This window comes from Actinomarinicola tropica (assembly GCF_009650215.1).
Lineage (GTDB): Bacteria > Actinomycetota > Acidimicrobiia > Acidimicrobiales > SKKL01 > Actinomarinicola > Actinomarinicola tropica.
On the sequence record NZ_CP045851.1, the window covers coordinates 2,358,761 to 2,375,528 of the forward strand.

Genomic DNA, 16,768 nt, shown 5'->3' on the forward strand with positions numbered 1-16,768 from the left:
GTGTTGCGCCGCGGTGCCTCCACGCATGAGGCTTGTGCGGTGAGCACCACCACCTGGACCCCATCGTCGTGGCGACGCCGGCCCGCGGGCCAGCAGCCCGACTGGCCCGATGCGGCCGACCTCGAGCGGGTCCTGAAGACCATCGGCACGCTGCCGCCCCTCGTCTTCGCGGGCGAGGCGCGGGAGCTCACGAACCAGCTGGCGCGCGTGGCCGACGGTCGCGCCTTCCTGCTCCAGGCCGGCGACTGCGCCGAGTCGTTCGACGCCTTCGCCGCCGATCCCATCCGGGACAAGCTGAAGGTCATCCTCCAGATGGCCGTGGTGCTCACGTACTCGGCGGGCGTCCCGGTCATCAAGGTCGGCCGCATCGCCGGCCAGTTCGCGAAGCCGCGCTCCAGCCCGACCGAGACCGTCGGCGGCGTCGAGCTTCCCTCGTTCCGTGGCCACATGGTCAACGACCCGGGCTTCAGCGAGTCCTCCCGCATCCCCGACCCCGACCGGCTGCTGGCCGCCTACCACCAGTCGGCATCCACCCTGAACCTGCTGCGGGCGTTCACCAAGGGCGGCTTCGCCGACCTCGGGCGCGTGCACTCCTGGAACCAGGAGTTCGTCGCCTCGTCGCCCGCCGGCAAGCGCTACGAGGAGCTGGCCGCGGGCATCGACCGGGCGCTGCGGTTCATGGAGGCCTGCGGCATCGACGCCGGCGAGCACCCGCAGCTGCACGAGGCCGACATGTGGACGAGCCACGAGGCCCTCATCCTCGGCTACGAGGAGGCGCTCACCCGCCAGGACTCCCTCACCGGCGACTGGTACGACTGCTCGGCCCACATGCTCTGGATCGGCGAGCGCACCCGTCAGCTCGACGGCGCGCACGTGGAGTTCCTGTCGGGGGTCGGCAACCCGCTCGGCTGCAAGGTCGGCCCCACGGCCACGCCCGACGAGGTCCTCGAGATCTGCGAGCGGCTGAACCCCGACCGCATCCCCGGCCGGCTCACGCTCATCAGCCGCATGGGCGCGGCCAACGTGGAGGCCGGGCTGCGTCCGATCCTGCGGGCCGTCACCGACGCCGGCCACCCGGTCGTCTGGGCGTGCGACCCGATGCACGGCAACACGTTCACCAGCGAGTCGGGCCACAAGACCCGCCACCTCGAGGACGTCCTCGCCGAGATCAGCGGCTTCTTCGCCGCCCACCGCGCCGAGGGCACCTGGCCCGGCGGCGTCCACATCGAGCTCACCGGCGACGACGTCACCGAGTGCCTCGGCGGGTCCACCGAGGTCCTCGCCGATCACCTCGACACCCGCTACGAGACGGTCTGCGACCCGCGCCTCAACGGCCGCCAGTCGCTCGACCTCGCGTTCCGCGTGTCCGAGCTCCTGCGGGAGAGCTGAACCGGCCGATCAGGCCAGGTTCTCGACGAAGCCCTCGAGCTGGCGCAGGTTGCGCACCTCGAAGGTCCCGTCGCAGTGGGCGCCGTACTCGCCGACGATCGAGTCGCCGGTGTCCCAGTACGACTTGGGTTCCGGGTTCAGCCAGAACGTGCTGCGAGCCCGCTTGTTGATCTCCTGGATGATCCAGGCTTGCGAGGCGTGGTAGTTGTTCCGCGCGTCGCCGAGGATCAGCACCGTGGTCTTCGGCCCGACCTCCTTGCCGTAGCGCTCCCAGAACACCTCGAACGCGTGGCCGTAGTCGGAGTGCCCGTCGACCCACACCACGTCGGCCTCGGTGTTCACGCGGTGGACGGCCTCGGAGATGTCGTCGACGCCCTCGAAGTACGACGTGACCTCGTCGAGGCCGTCGATGAACACGAACGACCGCACCTTCGAGAACTGGTTCGAGATGGCGTAGACGAGGTGGAGCGTGAAGCGGGCGAAGGCGGCGACGGAGCCGGAGATGTCGGCGATGACGAAGATCTCGGGCTTCGCGGGCCGCGGGTACTTGAACTTCGGCTCGGCCGGCACGCCGCCGTAGGACAGCGAGTGGCGGACGGTGTTGCGGAAGTCGAGCGGGCCCTTGCGACCGTGGCGGCGCTTGCGGGCCAGGCGCACGGCGAGCTTGCGGGTGAGCGGGTAGATCGCCTTGCGGAGGTTCGCCATCTCCTCCCGCGAGGCGTGCATGAAGTCGACGTCCTCGGGGAGCGGCTTGCGCAGCGTCTTGGCCATGGCCTCGACCCCGCGGTCGGCGACCAGCCGCCGGCGGATCTCGGCCTCGACCTCCTTCTTCAGCTTGTCGATCCGGGCCTCGAACTCGTCGCGCTCGAGACGCTCCTCGAGCGGGGTGAGCCCCGGGTCCGGCGCCTTCTCCCTGGCCTGCTCCATGAGGCGGTCGAGCACGCCGTCGAGATCGAGGTTCCGCAGCGTCCGGTACAAGTAGTACGTGCCACCGACCGGGCGGCCCGGCTCCATCCCTGCGAAGCGCTGCACCGACTGGCGGGCGATGGCGCGCATCATGGCGTCGTCGCCGCGCATGAGGGCCTGGTAGAGCATCTCCGCCAGCTCCTCGGGCGACATCTGGGATCCGCCGCTGCCGTCGCCTCGGCCGGGCTGGTTGCCCATTCCGTCCATGTCGACGTTGTCGGACCCCTCCTCGCCCTCCTCGTCGGAGGCGATGCCGTACTCCTTGCCGCGCAGGGAGAAGTAGACCTCGAACACGGTCTCGAACGCCCGCCAGTGGCTGTCGTGCTTCACCATCGTGGCGGCGAGCGCGTACTTGAGCGCGTCCCGGTCCTCGAGGGGGATGTGCTGCACCGCCTCCATCGCGTCGATGTTCTCGCTGAGGCTGACGGGGATGCCGGCCTCGCGCAGCTCCCGGCTGAAGCCGGTGAGCAGCTCGAACATCGGGGACAGCTCGGTGGGGGCGGTGTCGGTCACGGCTCGACCTCCGGGGGTCAGGACTGCCCGGCGAAGTCGGACTGGTTGGTCGAGAACTCCTTGATGGCCTTCTCGATGTCGCTGCGGTACTTGAGGAGGATGTTGATCGTCTCGGTGGCGTCCTGGGCCGTGATCTGGTTGATGTTCAGCAGCATCAGGGTGTTGGCCCAGTCGAGGGTCTCGGAGACCGACGGCGCCTTCTTCAGCTCGAGCTGGCGGATCGAGCGCACGATGCGGGCGACCTGGTCGGCGAGCGTCTCGGTGATGCCCGGGACCTTGGTGAGGACGATCTCCTTCTCGCGGTCCATGTCCGGGTAGTCGATGTGGAGGAACAGGCACCGGCGCTTGAGGGCCTCGGACAGCTCCCGGGTGTTGTTCGAGGTGAGGAACACCATCGGGATCTGCTGGGCGGTGACGGTGCCGAGCTCGGGGATCGAGACCTGGTAGTCGGAGAGGATCTCGAGCAGGAGCGCCTCGGTCTCGATCTCGACCCGGTCGATCTCGTCGATGAGCAGGACGACGGGCTCGGTGGCCGAGATGGCCTCGAGGAGCGGACGGGTGAGGAGGAAGTCCTCGGAGAAGATGTCCTCCTCGATGTCGGTCCACGTGCCCTCGGCGTTGCGCTCGGCCTGGATGCGCAGCAGCTGCTTCTTGTAGTTCCACTCGAACAGCGCCTTGGACTCGTCGAGCCCCTCGTAGCACTGGAGGCGGATGAGCCGGGCGCCCATCATCTCGGCGACGGACTTGGCGAGCTGCGTCTTGCCGGTGCCGGCCGGACCCTCGACGAGGATCGGCTTCTGGAGGCGATCGGCGAGGTAGACGACGCCGGCGATGCCCTCGTCGGCGAGGTAGTTGATGTCGGCCAACCCCTGACGGACGGCGGGCACTGACTCGAAGCGGTGGTCCATTCCTGCGACCCTATCGAACGGCTTGACCAGGGGGTCAATCGACGGCGGGCATGGCGCTCATCGCCTGCGGCGATGGTGGATCGGGGGACGTGGGCGTCAGCCCCGGGTCTGCCCGTCCCCGCGCACGACGTACTTCGCGGTGGTCAGCTGGCGCAGACCCATGGGCCCCCGGGCGTGCAGCTTCTGGGTCGAGATGCCGATCTCGGCCCCGAAGCCGAACTCCTCCCCGTCGACGAACCGGGTGGAGGCGTTGACCACCACCGCCGCGGCGTCGACCTCGGCGCAGAAGCGATCGGCGGAGGCGATGTCGCTGGTGACGATGGCCTCGCTGTGCCCCGAGCTGTATCGCTGCACGTGGTGGATGGCCTCCTCGAGCGAGTCGACGACGCGCACCGACATCTTCAGGTCGAGGAACTCCGTGCCCCAGTCGTCCTCGGTGGCCTCACCGATCGAGGGCACGAGGGCCCGAGCTCGGTCGTCGCCCACCAGCTCGACACCGGCCAGCACCGACGCCACGTCAGGGAGGAACCGGTCGGCGACGGCGCGGTGCACGACGAGGGACTCGGCGGCGTTGCACACCGACGGCCGCTGGGTCTTGGCGTTGACCACGATGTCGCGGGCCATGTCGAGGTCGGCCGACTCGTCGACGTAGACGTGGCAGTTCCCGTCGCCGTCGATCACGTAGGGCACCGTGGCGTTGTCGAGGATGGCCTGGATGAGCGACGGGCCGCCACGGGGGATGAGGACGTCGATGGTGCCGCGCAGCTGCATGAACTCGACGGCCGACTCGCGACTGGTGTCGTCGACCAGCACCAGGCTGTCGGCGGGGAGGCCGGCCTTGGCCACGGCGTCGCGCAGCACGGCGGCGATGGCGAGGTTGGAGTCGATCGCACCGGACGAACCCCGCAGGAAGGCCGCGTTCCCCGACTTCAGGCACAGGCCGAACGCGTCGCTCGTGACGTTCGGGCGGTTCTCGTAGATGATCGCGACGACGCCGAGCGGCACCCGGACCTGTGAGATCCGCAGCCCGTTCGGGCGCACCCAGCCGCCGACGACCTCGCCCACCGGGTCGGCGAGCGCCGCCACCTGGCGGAGGCCCGACGCCATGCCCTCGACCTTGGCCTCGGTGAGTCGGAGGCGGTCGACCACGGTGGCGGTCGCGCCGCCCTCGGTGGCCCGGACCACGTCGCGGGCGTTGGCAGCGAGGATCTCCGGGGTGCGGGCGACGAGGAGGTCGGCGGCACCGAGGAGCGCAGCGTCCTTGGCCGCGGTCGAGGTGGTGGCGAGGACCCGGGCGGCGGCCGCGGCACGGCGGCCGAGCTCGGCGACGGGCGTGGGGCTGGTGGTGTCGCTCACGGCTCCCAGGCTACCGGCGACGGGCTGCTCGGCTGGAGGCGTCGGTGTCGCGGCGGAGGTCGCGTGCGATGCTGGCGACGTGTCGCTGCCCGTCCCGATGACCAGCCGGTCGGTCGCCCGTGCCGGCCTCTCCCCCGTCGCCCTCGTCGCCGCCGTCGTCGGCGCCGGGCTCGGCCTGCTGCTGAGCGGCGGCCTCCTCGGCGCGATCGTCACCGCGCTGATCCTGTGGGGACTGGGCACCGGCGCCACCGTCCTCCTCCAGCGGGCGGGGACGGGCGGCACCGGCGGACGCATCGACCCCTTCGCGGTGAGCGAGCCGTGGCGCCACTTCGTGCGCGACGCGGTGACCGCACGCAACCGCTTCGACGCCGCGCTCCGCGCCGCCCGCCCCGGGCCGCTGCGCGACCGACTGACCGACATCCGGCGCAGCGTCGAGATGGGTGTGCAGGAGTGCTGGCAGGTGGCCCAGCAGGCCCAGACGGTGTCCGACGCCCGCAAGCGCCTCGACGCGCCGTCCCTGCGCCGCCGGCTCGAGACGCTCGAGAGCAACGGCAACGAGCCGGCGGCGGCAGCGGTGCGCTCGCAGCTGGAGTCGGCGGCCCGCCTCGACGCCGTCATCGCCGACACGACGACGCGGCTCGAGACGCTCGAGGCGCGCCTCACCGAGGCGGTGGCCAGCGCCATCGAGATCAGCGCGCTGGCCGGCCGCGACGACGACCTCATCGGGCTCGGCTCCACCGTCGACCAGGTCGTGGACGAGCTGGAGGCGCTGCGGCTCGCCCTCGTCGAGAGCAGCGCACCCCCGCCCGACGCCCTGCCCCCGGGCGAACGACCTGGGTAGGATCGCCGCCATGTTCAAGCTCTTGAAGCGGTGGTGGGCCTACACGACGGCGCGGCTGACGGGACGGTTCGAGGAGACCGCCGACCCGAAGGTCCAGCTGGAGCAGGCGATCCAGGAAGCCCAGGACCAGCACCGTCGGCTCAAGGAGCAGGCGGCGAACGTCATCGCCAACCAGAAGCAGACCGAGATGCGCCTGTCGCGGGCCCTCGAGGACTTCGAGAAGGTCAACGCCAACGCCCGCCAGGCGGTCCTCATGGCCGACGAGGCCTCGAAGTCGGGCGATCAGGAGAAGATGGCCGAGTACACCTCGGCTGCCGAGGCGTTCGCCAACCGCATGATCGGGCTCGAGCGCGAGATCGAGGACCTGAAGGCGCTGCACCTCCAGTCGAGCCAGGCGGCCGAGCAGGCGCGCGCCGCGGTGACGCAGAACTCGCAGCTCCTCCAGCAGAAGCTCTCGGAGCGCCAGAAGCTGCTCGGCCAGCTCGACCAGGCCGAGATGCAGGACCGCATGAACAAGGCCATGGCCAGCCTCTCGGAGACGGTCGGCGAGGACGTGCCCACGTTCGAGCAGATCCGGGAGAAGATCGAGTCCCGCTACGCCAAGGCGAAGGGCATGGCCGAGCTGTCGGAGAGCTCGGTCGAGTCGAAGATGCTCGAGATCGAGCAGGCGGCGCGCAACAGCGAGGCCAAGACCCGCCTGGAGGAGATCCGCGGCCAGCTCGGGCTGGCCGCCGGGCCGACGTCGGCGGGCGAGCTCGAGGAGAAGATCGCCGAGTCGCAGACCGAGTCGCCCCAGGGCGCGACGGCGCCGGCCGACGGCGAGAGCTGAGCCCGTCCCGCCTCAGGCGGGCAACATGACACCCCGCCTCAGGCGGGCAACATGACACCCCGCCTCAGGCGGGCAACATGACACCCCGCCTCAGGCGGGCAACATGACGAGGTCGTCGCGATGGACCACCTCGTGGGTGACACCCGCAGGGAGGTCGTCGGTGCGGCGTCCCTTGACCTCGTCGAGCATCGACGCGGACAGGCGCGCCAGGCCCTTGGCGAAGACCTTGCCGTCGGGACCGGCGAGCTCGACGGCGTCGTCCTCGGTGAAGGCGCCACGCACGTCCACGACACCGGCGGGCAGGAGCGACCGGTTCTGCTGGACGAGGGCACGGCGCGCCCCGTCGTCGACGACGATGGTCCCCGCCGAGCCCACCGCGAACGCGATCCAGAGCTTGCGGGCGCTCAGCTTGATGGGGCGGGGCTGGACGACGGTGCCGATCCCGGCACGGCCCTCGACCGCGTCCCGCAGCACGTCCTGGCGAGCGGCGGCGGCGATCACCGCTCGCACCCCGGTCCACGCGGCGATCTTCGCCGCGGCGATCTTCGAGGCCATGCCCCCGCTGCCGCGCACGGTGCCGGCACCCCCGGCGAGCGCCTCGAGCTCGTGGTCGATCTCGACGATCTCCTCGATGAGCGACGCCGTCGAGTCGAGCCGCGGGTCAGCGGTGAGCAGACCCGGGGCGTCGGTGAGGAGGACGAGGACGTCGGCCTCGACCAGGTGGGCGACGAGCGCCGCGAGGCGGTCGTTGTCGCCGAAGCGGATCTCGTCGTCGGCGATGGCGTCGTTCTCGTTGACGACGGGCACGGTGCCGAGCTCGATGAGGCGGGTCAGCGTCCCGCGGGCGTGCAGGTACTGCTGGCGGATCATGAAGTCGAGCGGCGCGAGCAGCACCTGGCCGCCGACGATGCCGTGGGAGCCGAGGACGTCGTCGTAGACGCGCATCAGCCGGCTCTGACCGACGGCCGAGACCGCCTGGAGCGTTCGGGCGTCCCGGGGGCGCCGAGGGCCGCCGAGGCCGAGCGAGGGCAGGCCGGCGGCGATGGCGCCGGAGCTGACGACGACGACCTCGTGGCCGGCGGCGCGCACGTCGGCCACCTCGGCGCACAGCTTCTCGATCGCCCCGCGGGCGATCTCCCCTTCCTCGTCGGTGAGCGACGAGCTCCCGATCTTGACGACGACCCTCACGCCGACAGCATCCCCGACGGTGCGGTCACTCGTCAGGTTCGTAGTCGAACACCAGTCGCCCGATGCGGACGGTGTCGCCCTCCTGGGCCCCGGCGCGGGCCAGCGCCTTGTTGACCCCGAGCCGCTTCAGCCGGGCCTGGGCGTAGTCGAGGGCGTCGAGGTTGGTCAGGTCGGAGAGGTTCACCGCCCGCTCGGCCTGGCGTCCGACGACGACGTAGGACCCGTCGTCGCCACGCTCGATGCGGATCCCTTCGCCGACCGGGCGGTGCACGACGAAGCCCTCGTCGGCCGCGTCGGCGGCGCGCGCCTCCTCGACCAGGCGGCGCATCTCGCCGAGGAGCTGGGGCAGCCCGTCGCCGGTGACCGAGCTGATCCGAAGGCCGTCGAACGCCGAGGTGTCGACCTCCGTGCCGACCTGGCCCTCGAGGTCGGCGCGGGAGCCGATCGAGATGCGGGGGCGGTCGAGCATGTCGGGCTGGTAGCGACCGAGCTCCTGGAGGAGCACGCGCTCCTGCTCCTCGGGTCCGACGCCGTCGAGCGGCGCGAGGTCGAGCAGCAGGACCAGCCCCCGTGCCCGCTCGATGTGGCGGAGGAACTGGTGGCCGAGGCCTCGTCCCTCGCTCGCCCCCTCGATGAGCCCCGGGATGTCGGCGACGACCATCTCGAAGCCGTCGTCGAGCCGCACGACGCCGAGGTTCGGCTCGAGCGTGGTGAACGGGTAGTCGGCGATCTTCGGCTTCGCCGCCGAGATGCGGGAGATCAGCGTGCTCTTGCCCACGTTGGGGAACCCGACGAGGGCGACGTCGGCCATGAGCTTGAGCTCGAGGCGCAGCCAGCGCTCCTCGCCCACCTCGCCCTGCTCGGCGAAGGTCGGGGCGCGTCGGCGCTGGGACTGGAAGCTGGCGTTGCCGCGGCCGCCCTCGCCGCCCTTCGCCGCGAGCCAGCGGTCGCCGTGGTGGACGAGGTCGGCGAGGACCTCGCCGTCGCGCTCGCCGACCTGGGTGCCGACCGGGACGTGGACCTCGAGGTCGGAGCCCGCGGCGCCGTGCTTGCGCTTGCCCTGCCCGTGCGCCCCGCTCTCCGCCCGCCGGTGCGGGTGATCCCGGAACGCGATCAGCGAGGCCACGTTGTGGTCGGCCACGAGCCAGACGTCGCCGCCATCCCCGCCGTCGCCCCCGTCGGGACCGCCCATCGGGACGTGGGCCTCGCGGCGCATCGACACCGCGCCCGCGCCACCGTCACCGCCCCGGACGTTGAGGGAGCACTCGTCGACGAACTGGGACTGGGACACGGGCACCGATGCTACGGCCCCGGCCGGACGAAGCGGACGGGGCCGAGCAGCGCTACTCGATCAGGCGGACCGGGCCGCCCTCGACCGAGACGGACCACGTCGTGCGGTCGGTGACGCTGATGCCGGTGGCGAACTGGTAGCGGATGCGCCACCACGTGCGCCCGCCGTAGGCGGCATCGATGTTGTCGGGCAGCTCGATCTCCAGCCGGAGGCGGCGCTCGTTGTACCGGCACGCCGGGTTGGCGCTGTTCTGGCCGGTGCAGCGGGCGTCGGTCGCCCGGCCGGGGCCAGGGGCGGGTCCGGCGGGACGGATGTCGACGACGCTCTCGGTGAACGGGCCCCAGCCACCGCCGGGCGCCGCTTCACCGGCGAACCGACTCACGACGCTGCGCTCGAAGCTCGTGACACCGGCGCCGTTGCCGGGACCCACGACCTGCCCGTTCGGATCGGTCACGCGGAGCGACTGCCCGCCCTCGCCCGGGTCGTAGAGCTCGATGATCAACCGCTTGCCCGAGTGCTCGGGCCCGATGGAGGCGAGGAAGAACTCCGCCGTGGACCCCGCCGAGGCGGCGAAGACGGAGAGGTCCTGGTAGGCGAAGACGTTCGGGCAGTTGGCCGGACTCACGCCGGTCGAGGCCTGCCGGAGCGCGTTGTCCGTCTCGTTCGGGTCGGCCGAGCAGGCGACGAAGCCGCCGGCCGATCGTCGGGCCCGGATGGCGAACTGGTTGGCGCCGCCGGTCCTGCCGCTGTCCGAGTGGTTGAGGCTCTGCACCTGCACCACGTGGGCCTGGCCAGGGGTCGGGTTGATCGTCGCGATGGCGCGCCACTGGTTGCCCCAACCGCCGCAGTCGCTCGGCGTGAGCGTGTGCGTCGCGACCGGCGCTCCCGCGAACGGATCGGCGTCCGGGGCGCGGACCGTGTACCGGGTGTGGAAGGTCGCACCGCCCAGGTTGAGGTCGTGGCCGGACCCCGTGCAGTAGGGCGCGTCGAACACCTCGATCACGAGGGGGCCGCCGCTGTAGCCGGCGTTGGTCCGGATGCCGTAGGCGTACCCGTTGGCGTCGTACTCGGGGTTCGCGTCGCCACCGGTGCACTTGTTGGACGACGAGTTGTTGCCCATGCGGAGGCTCTGGCGGAGGTCGCCGTCCTCGGCGCGGTCGCACGGACCGTTCACCGAGAGCATGAACTGCTCGAGGATGGCACCCGACGGGAGGCCGCTCGTGCTGCGGCTCAGGTTGCCGGTGCCGAGGAAGTTGCGCGGGCTGCCCATGCGGATCGGCGGCACGTACTCCGCGATCGAGCCGCGGGAGACCGTGACGGTGTCGCGGAAGAGCGACGTGAAGTACTGAGGGACGCTGTTGTCGGTGATGCGCACCTGGAGCTGGTCACCCGCCAGCGGCGTCACCGTCACGGAGATGTCGGGGTTGGTGGCCGGGTCGAAGCCGTTCTGCGCCGCCGTGCTGCGGGCCACGGCGATGGCCTGGGCCTGGTCGATCGGCAGGAAGGCCACACCCGCCAGGGCTGCGGCGTCGGTCGTGCGCTGCACGGCGGCGGCACGGGCGTACCAGGAGCCGAGGTCGACGGCGAGGCCGGTGAAGGCGAGGAGCGGCAGCAGCAGGAGGGCGCTGAGCGCCATGACGTAGCCGCCGTCACGAGCGGCCTCGCGCGCGATGTCGCGGCGCGAACGGTGGGACGGGCTCAACACGACGTCTCCCCCTGCTGGCACGGGTCGATCTGGTAGACGGAGGTGCGCTCGAGCTGGACCTGTCCGGGGATGAGGCCGGTGACCGGCTCGTAGGTGAGGCGGACGTGGACGCCGATGCGGACGATCGAGTCCTGCAGGCGCGAGCGTCCGAGGGGGCACCACGCCGCATCGAGGGATCCGCCGCAGGTCGGCGACTGCGAGTTGCCACCGGAGAAGCCTCCGGGTGACGTCGTGCGCACCTGGGCGCCCGAGTAGGTGTTGCAGAGGCCACCGACCGAACCGGAGAGGCAGGCCGGCGGGACCGAGCCGCTGCCGCCGGTGGCGTTGAAGATCACGACCTGGTCGACCGTGACCCCGCTGAGGCCCCGGGTGGCGGTGTCGATGGCGCGGAGGGCCTCGTAGTCGGCGAACCGGTGGTTGGCCATCGAGGCCGCCGTGCGTGCCCCCTGCTGGGTGGCCCGCTCGACCGAACCGACCTGGCGCCAGGCGTTCCCGAACTCGAAGATCCCGAACAGGATGAGGACGAGGAAGGGAGCGACGATGGCGAACTCGATGATGACTGCGCCGCGGTCACCGCCACGAGCTCGTCGGTGCAGACGGGAGAGGGCGCGCATCAGTCGAGCATCCCCGGTTCGAGGCGCACGATGTACGCCTGGTCGATGGTGAACACGTCGCCGAAGAGACCCGACACGTAGGGCCGCTCCACCCGGATGTAGACGCCGAGGTAGTCGATGGCGGCGGTGGTGGGGCCGTTGCGGCGCGACGACGGGCGCCACGCGCAGGCGCGGCCGCTCGGGCAGCTGGAGAAGAAGGTGTCGTTGCCGGTGTCGACGGCGAGGAAGGCGTTGGCCGGGTCGTACACGTTGCAGACGTCGGCGACCGAGCCTCCGGTCTTGCAGGCGTTGGGGACCTGGTCGGACGGCGAACCCGCCCCCGGACCGTTGGCCTTGAAGATCACGATGCGGTCGATCCACTCGACGGGCACGCTGCCCAGGCTGTTGCGGACCTGGCGGATGATCTCGAAGTCGGCCGAGACGCCCGAGTTGGTGGTGCGCGGACCGATCACCGCACCCGTCCGAGCCCCGTTGGCCACGGCGTCGGAGGTGGTGAGGATGTCGCGGTAGATCAGCCCGAACTCGAAGATGCCGAGGACGAGGGCGAAGAAGACCGGCGCGACGAGCAGCGTCTCGAGCAGCGCGGCACCACGGTCCGAGGACCGACGGCGGAGGCGGCGGCGCAGCGAGGTCATGGCTTGTCGTACTCCGCGACGGCGGCGGGGACCGGGGCAGGCGGGGTCGAGTCCACACCGATGATCCGCAGCTTCACGTTGTCGACGTCGGTGTAGGGGACGTCGTAGCGCAGCGTGCACGAGCCGTCGGCGCCGGTGACGCAGTCGGTGTAGCCGCGCTCGTCGAGGTCCCTGGTGGCGTCGGCGGGGTCCCGCAAGCGGATCTCGGCCCGGATCCGGACGCCGGCGACCGGCTCGGGCGGGGTGGGCGGATCGGTGTTGGAGGGACGCTCCAGCGTGACCGGCAGCAGCACGGCCCAGCCGGTCGACGTGTCGTGGTCACCGATGCCGAGCGTGAGCGTCGGCACGTCGGCGGCGTTCGGCGGTGCGCTCGTCGGCGGCGAGTAGCCAGGATCGGGGAAGGTGACGTCCGACGGCACCGGCGCGAAGCCGCAGTCCCCGGGCGGCGGCCGGTCCGAGACGCAGTCCGCCTGGTTGTTGATCTCCGCGTCGGACTGGGCGTTGAGGAACTCGACCGCACCGATGGCGAGGACCACGAGCAGTGAGAACACCAGTGCGTACTCGACGAGGGTGGCGCCGCGGGACGCGTCTGTCCCCCGCATGCCTCCTGCCAGTCGTCGCCCGTGAGATCGAGTCAGCATCTTCCCCGCCACGTGGTGGCTCAGGGGCGGTCGTAGCTCCGCCCGTTCCCGACACCATCGGCCGCACCCGGGAGGAACTTGAGGCTTTCGAACCATCCGCGCACGTCGCCGGGGTGTTGTACCACCACTCAGGGTGGTCGGTCCAGCAGCCCCTAGGCTGGTCGCCGTGACGACGAGCAAGCGCGCCGAGGCCTGGGCCGCCACGATGCACGGCCACGACGCCGGCTCGGTCCGGCGCGCCCACGACGACACCCGCGCCACCATCGAGCCGCAGGCGCTGCTCGACCGCGCGGCGCGCGAAGCGCACGAGGACGCGTGGCTCACCCCGGGTGCCACCCGCGCCGTCGGCGCCGGCCGCCGTGCCGACGAGGAGGAGCCGGACCGCACGCGGACGTGCTTCGAGCGCGACCGCGACCGCATCCTGCACGGCACCACCGCGTTCCGTCGCCTGGCCGGCAAGACGCAGGTCTTCATCTTCCCCGAGGACCACCAGCGCACGCGGCTCACGCACGCGCTGGAGGTCGCGCAGGTCGCCACCTCGATCGCCCGGGCGCTGCGGCTCAACGTCGCCCTCGCCGAGGCCATCGCCCTCGGCCACGACTGCGGCCACGGGCCCGGTGGCCATGCCAGCGAGGATGCCTTCACGCCCTACGTCGCCGAGGGGTACGACCACGCCGTGTGGGGCGCCGACGTCGTCCTCGCGCCGCTCAACCTGTGCGCCGAGACGCTCGACGGCATCCGCAACCACTCGTGGTCGCGCCCCGCGCCGTCGACCCCCGAGGGGGAGGTCGTCTCGTGGGCCGACCGCATCGCCTACGTCTGCCACGACGTCGAGGACGCCGTGCACGTCGGCATCGTCCGCGCCGAGGACCTCCCGGGCGTGGTGCGCGACCGCTGCGGGACGACCCGGCGCGAGCAGCTCCACACCTTCATCAGCGCGGTCGTCGACGCGTCGCTGCGGAGCGGCACCATCGGCATGGACGCCGACACCGCCGACGCCCTCGCCGCGTTCCGGCGGTTCAACTACGAGCGCATCTACATGCGGCCGGCATCGGTGGCCCAGGGCGACCAGGTCGTCCGGGTGCTCCGCGCCCTCGTCGAGCACTACGCCGATGCGCCCCACGCCCTGCCCGCCGACCAGCAGGCCGCCGACCTGACGGCGGGCAGCACCGATGCCCTGCGCGCCGCGGTCACCTACGTGGGCGGGATGACCGACCGCTACGCCTTCGGCCACGCGATCAGCGAGCTGGGATGGGACCCGGCCGACCTCCCCCGCGGCATCGACTGGCGGGGCTGACCACTGGCGGACCGCCCCCGGACGCGGCGATGCGGCCCCCGGAGGAGCCGCATCGGCAGATCTGGCAGTGGTGGGTCGGTCAGTCCGGGAGGACGTCGACCAGCTTGCGGCCCTTGCGGGAGCCGAACTTGACCTTGCCGCCCGACAGGGCGAACAGGGTGTCGTCGCCGCCACGACCGACGTTCTCGCCGGGGTGGATGCGGGTGCCCCGCTGGCGCACGATGATGGCGCCGGCGTTGACGGCGCCGCCGTCGAACACCTTCACGCCGAGGCGCTTGGACTCGGAATCGCGGCCGTTCCGGGTGGAACCGCCACCCTTGGTCTTCGACATCGCTCAGCCCTTCTCGATCTTGGTGATCTCGATGGTGGCGTACGTCTGGCGGTGACCCCAGCGACGCCGGTTGTTGGTCTTGTTCTTGTAGGTGAAGCCGGTGACCTTGCGGCCCTTCACCTCGCCGAGCACCTTGGCGGACACCGATGCGCCGTTGAGCTGGTCGGGCGTGGAGAGGACGGTGTCCCCGTCGACGAGGAGCACCGGGGTGAGCGCGACCTCGGTGTCGGCGGCGCCGAGCCGCTCCACCTGGAGCTGCTGGCCCTGCTCGACCCGATACTGCTTACCACCGGTCTTGATGACTGCGTACATAGGGATGCGACTCTATCTGCTCGGAGGACGGGACCGCTACTCGGCGGGTGGGACGGGTGTGGAGGTGCTCAGTCGTCGATGAGGGCGGTGTCGACGACGAGGCCGCGACCGTCGCACTCGGGGCACTTGTGGGCCAGCGACTCGAGCAGGCCCTCCCCGATGCGCTTGCGGGTCATCTCGACCAACCCGAGCTCGGAGATCTCGAACACCTGGGTGCGGGTCTTGTCGCGTGCCAGGGCCTCGCGGAACACCCGGGTGACGTCGTCGCGGTTGGAGCGGACCTCCATGTCGACGAAGTCGATGACGATGATGCCGCCGATGTCGCGCAGCCGCAGCTGGCGGGCGATCTCCTCGGCCGCCTCGAGGTTGTTGCGGTAGACGGTCTCCTCGAGGCTGGAGGTGCCGACGTTCTTGCCGGTGTTCACGTCGATGACCGTGAGGGCCTCGGTGTGCTCGATGATGAGCGAGCCGCCGGAGGGGAGCCACACCTTGCGGTCGAGCGCCTTGTGGAGCTGCTCGTGGACGTGGTGGCGCTCGAACAGCGGGAGCTGCTCGGCGTCGGTGTCGTAGAACTGGACGCGGTCAGCGAGGGCGGGGCTGATCGCCGTCACGTAGTCGGCGACCTCCTCGTAGAGGGCTCGGTCGTCGATGACGATCGACCGGTAGTCCTTGTTGAACTCCTCGCGGATGACCCGGACCGCCATGTCGGGCTCCTTGTAGAGGAGCGACGGCGCCTGGGACCGCTCGGCGAGGGCAGCGATCTGCTCCCACTGGGTCGACAGGCGGGCGACGTCGCGCTCGATCTCCTCGGCGGTGACGTTCTCGGCGGCGGTGCGCACGATGATGCCGTGGCCCGGAGGCCGCACCTTGTCGAGGATGGCGCGGAGGCGCTTGCGCTCGTTGTCGGGGAGGCGCTTGGAGATGCCGTAGGTGGAGCTGTTGGGGATGAGCACGACGAACCGACCGGGGAGGGAGACCTCCTGGGTGAGGCGGGCGCCCTTGTGGGCGATCGGGTTCTTCGTGACCTGGCAGATGATGCTCTGCCGGGCCTTGAGCAGCTCCTCGATCTTCGGGCTCTGGCCCTTCTCCTCGACGTCGTCGGGGTCGAACTGCACGTCGCCGCGGTAGAGGACGGCGTTCTTCGGCGTGCCGATGTCGATGAACGCGGCCTCCATGCCGGGCAGCACGTTCTGGACCTTGCCGAGGTAGATGTTGCCGTGGATCTGGGTGTCGTTGTCCGCCGGGCGGGACACGTAGTGCTCGATGAGGGTCCGCCCCTCGAGCACGGCGATCTGGGTGGTGGCGCCGCGGGTGCTGACCGCCATCATGTAGCGGCCGACCGGGCGGCCGTTGCGCTCGCGTCCCCGGCGGCGCTTCAGGGTGGCGGCGTCGAGCTCGACGGGCTCCTCGTCGGACAGCACGGCCTCGACCGGCTCGCCCCGACCGCCCTGGCGGCCGCCGTTGCGGCCGCCGCCCTGCGACTGGCCCTGCGAGGACCCCTGGCGGTTCTGCCCGCCCTGACCGCCTCCGCCACCGCCGCTCCCCCGCCCACGGCCGCCGCGACGGCGCCGTCGACGGTTGCCGGAGCCCGACGAGCCGGAGCCCCCGGACCCGGAGGAGCCGCCCTGGTTGCGGGCGCTGCCCTCGTCGGAGCGATCGGACTCGGCGACCGGTGCCGGGCGGCTGTCGCCGATCTTCGGCTTGCGGGGCGCGTCGTCGGACGACGGCTGGTCGTCCCCCGCCGAGGACGACGGGTCGGCCGACGAGGTCTCGTTCGTCGAGCTGTCGTTGGTCGGCGACTTGGGCTTGTTGCGGTTGCGACCGCCGCGGGAGCCGCGGCGGCGCTTGGCGGACCCGCCGGGGCGAGCGTCGCCCGACGGATCGGCTGCGTCAGCTCCTGTCCGGCCGGTGCCGGGGGTCTCGGGGGATCCGCTGGTCGCGGGATCGGACAT

At 71.4% G+C, this 16,768-nt stretch carries 16 protein-coding genes; 4 read left to right on the top strand and 12 right to left on the bottom strand.

Translation table 11 applies throughout. From position 1 onward, the window contains the following. Nucleotides 1-39: 39 nt before the first annotated feature. Nucleotides 40-1,389, top strand: coding sequence for a class II 3-deoxy-7-phosphoheptulonate synthase (locus GH723_RS11600; RefSeq protein WP_153759795.1), 1,350 nt, complete (start codon nucleotides 40-42; stop codon nucleotides 1,387-1,389). 9 nt (nucleotides 1,390-1,398) lie between these two features. Here the strand turns inward: GH723_RS11600 and GH723_RS11605 are convergent, their stop codons facing one another. From GH723_RS11605 to GH723_RS11615, 3 genes are all read right to left on the bottom strand, one after another. Further along, on the bottom strand, nucleotides 1,399-2,868 hold the full coding sequence (locus GH723_RS11605) for a vWA domain-containing protein (RefSeq protein WP_229022798.1): 1,470 nt from the start codon (nucleotides 2,866-2,868) through the stop codon (nucleotides 1,399-1,401). 17 nt (nucleotides 2,869-2,885) lie between these two features. Continuing rightward, nucleotides 2,886-3,776 carry an AAA family ATPase gene (locus GH723_RS11610; RefSeq protein WP_153759796.1) on the bottom strand — a complete coding sequence of 297 codons (891 nt, stop codon included), beginning with the start codon at nucleotides 3,774-3,776 and terminating at the stop codon, nucleotides 2,886-2,888. Between the two features lie 96 nt (nucleotides 3,777-3,872). Further along, the gene (locus GH723_RS11615; RefSeq protein ID WP_229022799.1) at nucleotides 3,873-5,132 is read right to left on the bottom strand and encodes a glutamate-5-semialdehyde dehydrogenase; all 1,260 of its coding nucleotides are present in this window, start codon (nucleotides 5,130-5,132) and stop codon (nucleotides 3,873-3,875) included. A gap of 79 nt (nucleotides 5,133-5,211) precedes the next feature. On the opposite strand from GH723_RS11615, the gene GH723_RS11620 reads away from it, so the two are divergent. Continuing rightward, nucleotides 5,212-5,973, top strand: coding sequence for a hypothetical protein (locus GH723_RS11620; protein WP_229022800.1), 762 nt, complete (start codon nucleotides 5,212-5,214; stop codon nucleotides 5,971-5,973). Nucleotides 5,974-5,983: 10 nt separating this feature from the next. Continuing rightward, nucleotides 5,984-6,802: a PspA/IM30 family protein gene (locus GH723_RS11625; RefSeq protein WP_153759799.1), complete on the top strand. Its 819-nt coding sequence runs from the start codon at nucleotides 5,984-5,986 to the stop codon at nucleotides 6,800-6,802. Nucleotides 6,803-6,892: 90 nt separating this feature from the next. Here the strand turns inward: GH723_RS11625 and proB are convergent, their stop codons facing one another. Genes proB through GH723_RS11655 form a run of 6 tightly spaced genes read right to left on the bottom strand, consistent with a single transcriptional unit; the run spans nucleotide 6,893 to nucleotide 12,837 of the window. After that, the gene (gene proB, locus GH723_RS11630; protein WP_153759800.1) at nucleotides 6,893-7,990 is read right to left on the bottom strand and encodes a glutamate 5-kinase; all 1,098 of its coding nucleotides are present in this window, start codon (nucleotides 7,988-7,990) and stop codon (nucleotides 6,893-6,895) included. Nucleotides 7,991-8,015: 25 nt separating this feature from the next. Further along, a complete protein-coding gene (gene obgE / locus GH723_RS11635; RefSeq protein ID WP_153759801.1) occupies nucleotides 8,016-9,281 on the bottom strand; it encodes a GTPase ObgE in 1,266 nt (421 codons plus the stop codon). A 52-nt stretch (nucleotides 9,282-9,333) separates the two neighbouring features. Further along, nucleotides 9,334-10,986 (bottom strand): pilus assembly protein TadG-related protein, encoded by a 1,653-nt coding sequence (locus GH723_RS11640; RefSeq protein ID WP_153759802.1) that lies wholly within the window; start codon nucleotides 10,984-10,986, stop codon nucleotides 9,334-9,336. Beyond that, nucleotides 10,980-11,600: a TadE/TadG family type IV pilus assembly protein gene (locus GH723_RS11645; RefSeq protein WP_153759803.1), complete on the bottom strand. Its 621-nt coding sequence runs from the start codon at nucleotides 11,598-11,600 to the stop codon at nucleotides 10,980-10,982. Before GH723_RS11645 ends, GH723_RS11640 begins: the two co-directional genes overlap by 7 nt. Next, a complete protein-coding gene (locus tag GH723_RS11650; RefSeq protein WP_153759804.1) occupies nucleotides 11,600-12,235 on the bottom strand; it encodes a TadE/TadG family type IV pilus assembly protein in 636 nt (211 codons plus the stop codon). Before GH723_RS11650 ends, GH723_RS11645 begins: the two co-directional genes overlap by 1 nt. After that, nucleotides 12,232-12,837 carry a TadE family protein gene (locus GH723_RS11655; RefSeq protein ID WP_153759805.1) on the bottom strand — a complete coding sequence of 202 codons (606 nt, stop codon included), beginning with the start codon at nucleotides 12,835-12,837 and terminating at the stop codon, nucleotides 12,232-12,234. The genes GH723_RS11650 and GH723_RS11655 overlap by 4 nt, the downstream gene beginning before the upstream one ends. A gap of 244 nt (nucleotides 12,838-13,081) precedes the next feature. On the opposite strand from GH723_RS11655, the gene GH723_RS11660 reads away from it, so the two are divergent. Further along, complete coding sequence (locus GH723_RS11660) at nucleotides 13,082-14,173, top strand: HD domain-containing protein (protein WP_153761194.1); 1,092 nt, start codon at nucleotides 13,082-13,084, stop codon at nucleotides 14,171-14,173. A 79-nt stretch (nucleotides 14,174-14,252) separates the two neighbouring features. On the opposite strand, the gene rpmA is transcribed toward GH723_RS11660, so the two are convergent. The 3 genes from rpmA to GH723_RS11675 form a co-directional block, all read right to left on the bottom strand. Continuing rightward, complete coding sequence (rpmA, locus tag GH723_RS11665; RefSeq protein ID WP_153759806.1) at nucleotides 14,253-14,504, bottom strand: 50S ribosomal protein L27; 252 nt, start codon at nucleotides 14,502-14,504, stop codon at nucleotides 14,253-14,255. 3 nt (nucleotides 14,505-14,507) lie between these two features. Then, nucleotides 14,508-14,816 (bottom strand): 50S ribosomal protein L21, encoded by a 309-nt coding sequence (rplU, locus tag GH723_RS11670; protein WP_153759807.1) that lies wholly within the window; start codon nucleotides 14,814-14,816, stop codon nucleotides 14,508-14,510. Nucleotides 14,817-14,884: 68 nt separating this feature from the next. After that, on the bottom strand, nucleotides 14,885-16,768 hold the full coding sequence (locus GH723_RS11675; RefSeq protein WP_153759808.1) for an Rne/Rng family ribonuclease: 1,884 nt from the start codon (nucleotides 16,766-16,768) through the stop codon (nucleotides 14,885-14,887).

Bases quoted from the DNA above. Each gene is read 5' to 3' on its own strand.
- GH723_RS11610 (WP_153759796.1), bottom strand. From the start codon at position 3,776: ATGGACCACCGCTTCGAGTCAGTGCCCGCCGTCCGTCAGGGGTTGGCC.
- GH723_RS11625 (WP_153759799.1), top strand. From the start codon at position 5,984: ATGTTCAAGCTCTTGAAGCGGTGGTGGGCCTACACGACGGCGCGGCTG.
- GH723_RS11645 (WP_153759803.1), bottom strand. From the start codon at position 11,600: ATGCGCGCCCTCTCCCGTCTGCACCGACGAGCTCGTGGCGGTGACCGC.
- GH723_RS11650 (WP_153759804.1), bottom strand. From the start codon at position 12,235: ATGACCTCGCTGCGCCGCCGCCTCCGCCGTCGGTCCTCGGACCGTGGT.
- GH723_RS11655 (WP_153759805.1), bottom strand. From the start codon at position 12,837: ATGCGGGGGACAGACGCGTCCCGCGGCGCCACCCTCGTCGAGTACGCA.
- GH723_RS11660 (WP_153761194.1), top strand. From the start codon at position 13,082: ATGCACGGCCACGACGCCGGCTCGGTCCGGCGCGCCCACGACGACACC.
- rpmA (WP_153759806.1), bottom strand. From the start codon at position 14,504: ATGTCGAAGACCAAGGGTGGCGGTTCCACCCGGAACGGCCGCGATTCC.
- rplU (WP_153759807.1), bottom strand. From the start codon at position 14,816: ATGTACGCAGTCATCAAGACCGGTGGTAAGCAGTATCGGGTCGAGCAG.
- GH723_RS11675 (WP_153759808.1), bottom strand. From the start codon at position 16,768: ATGTCCGATCCCGCGACCAGCGGATCCCCCGAGACCCCCGGCACCGGC.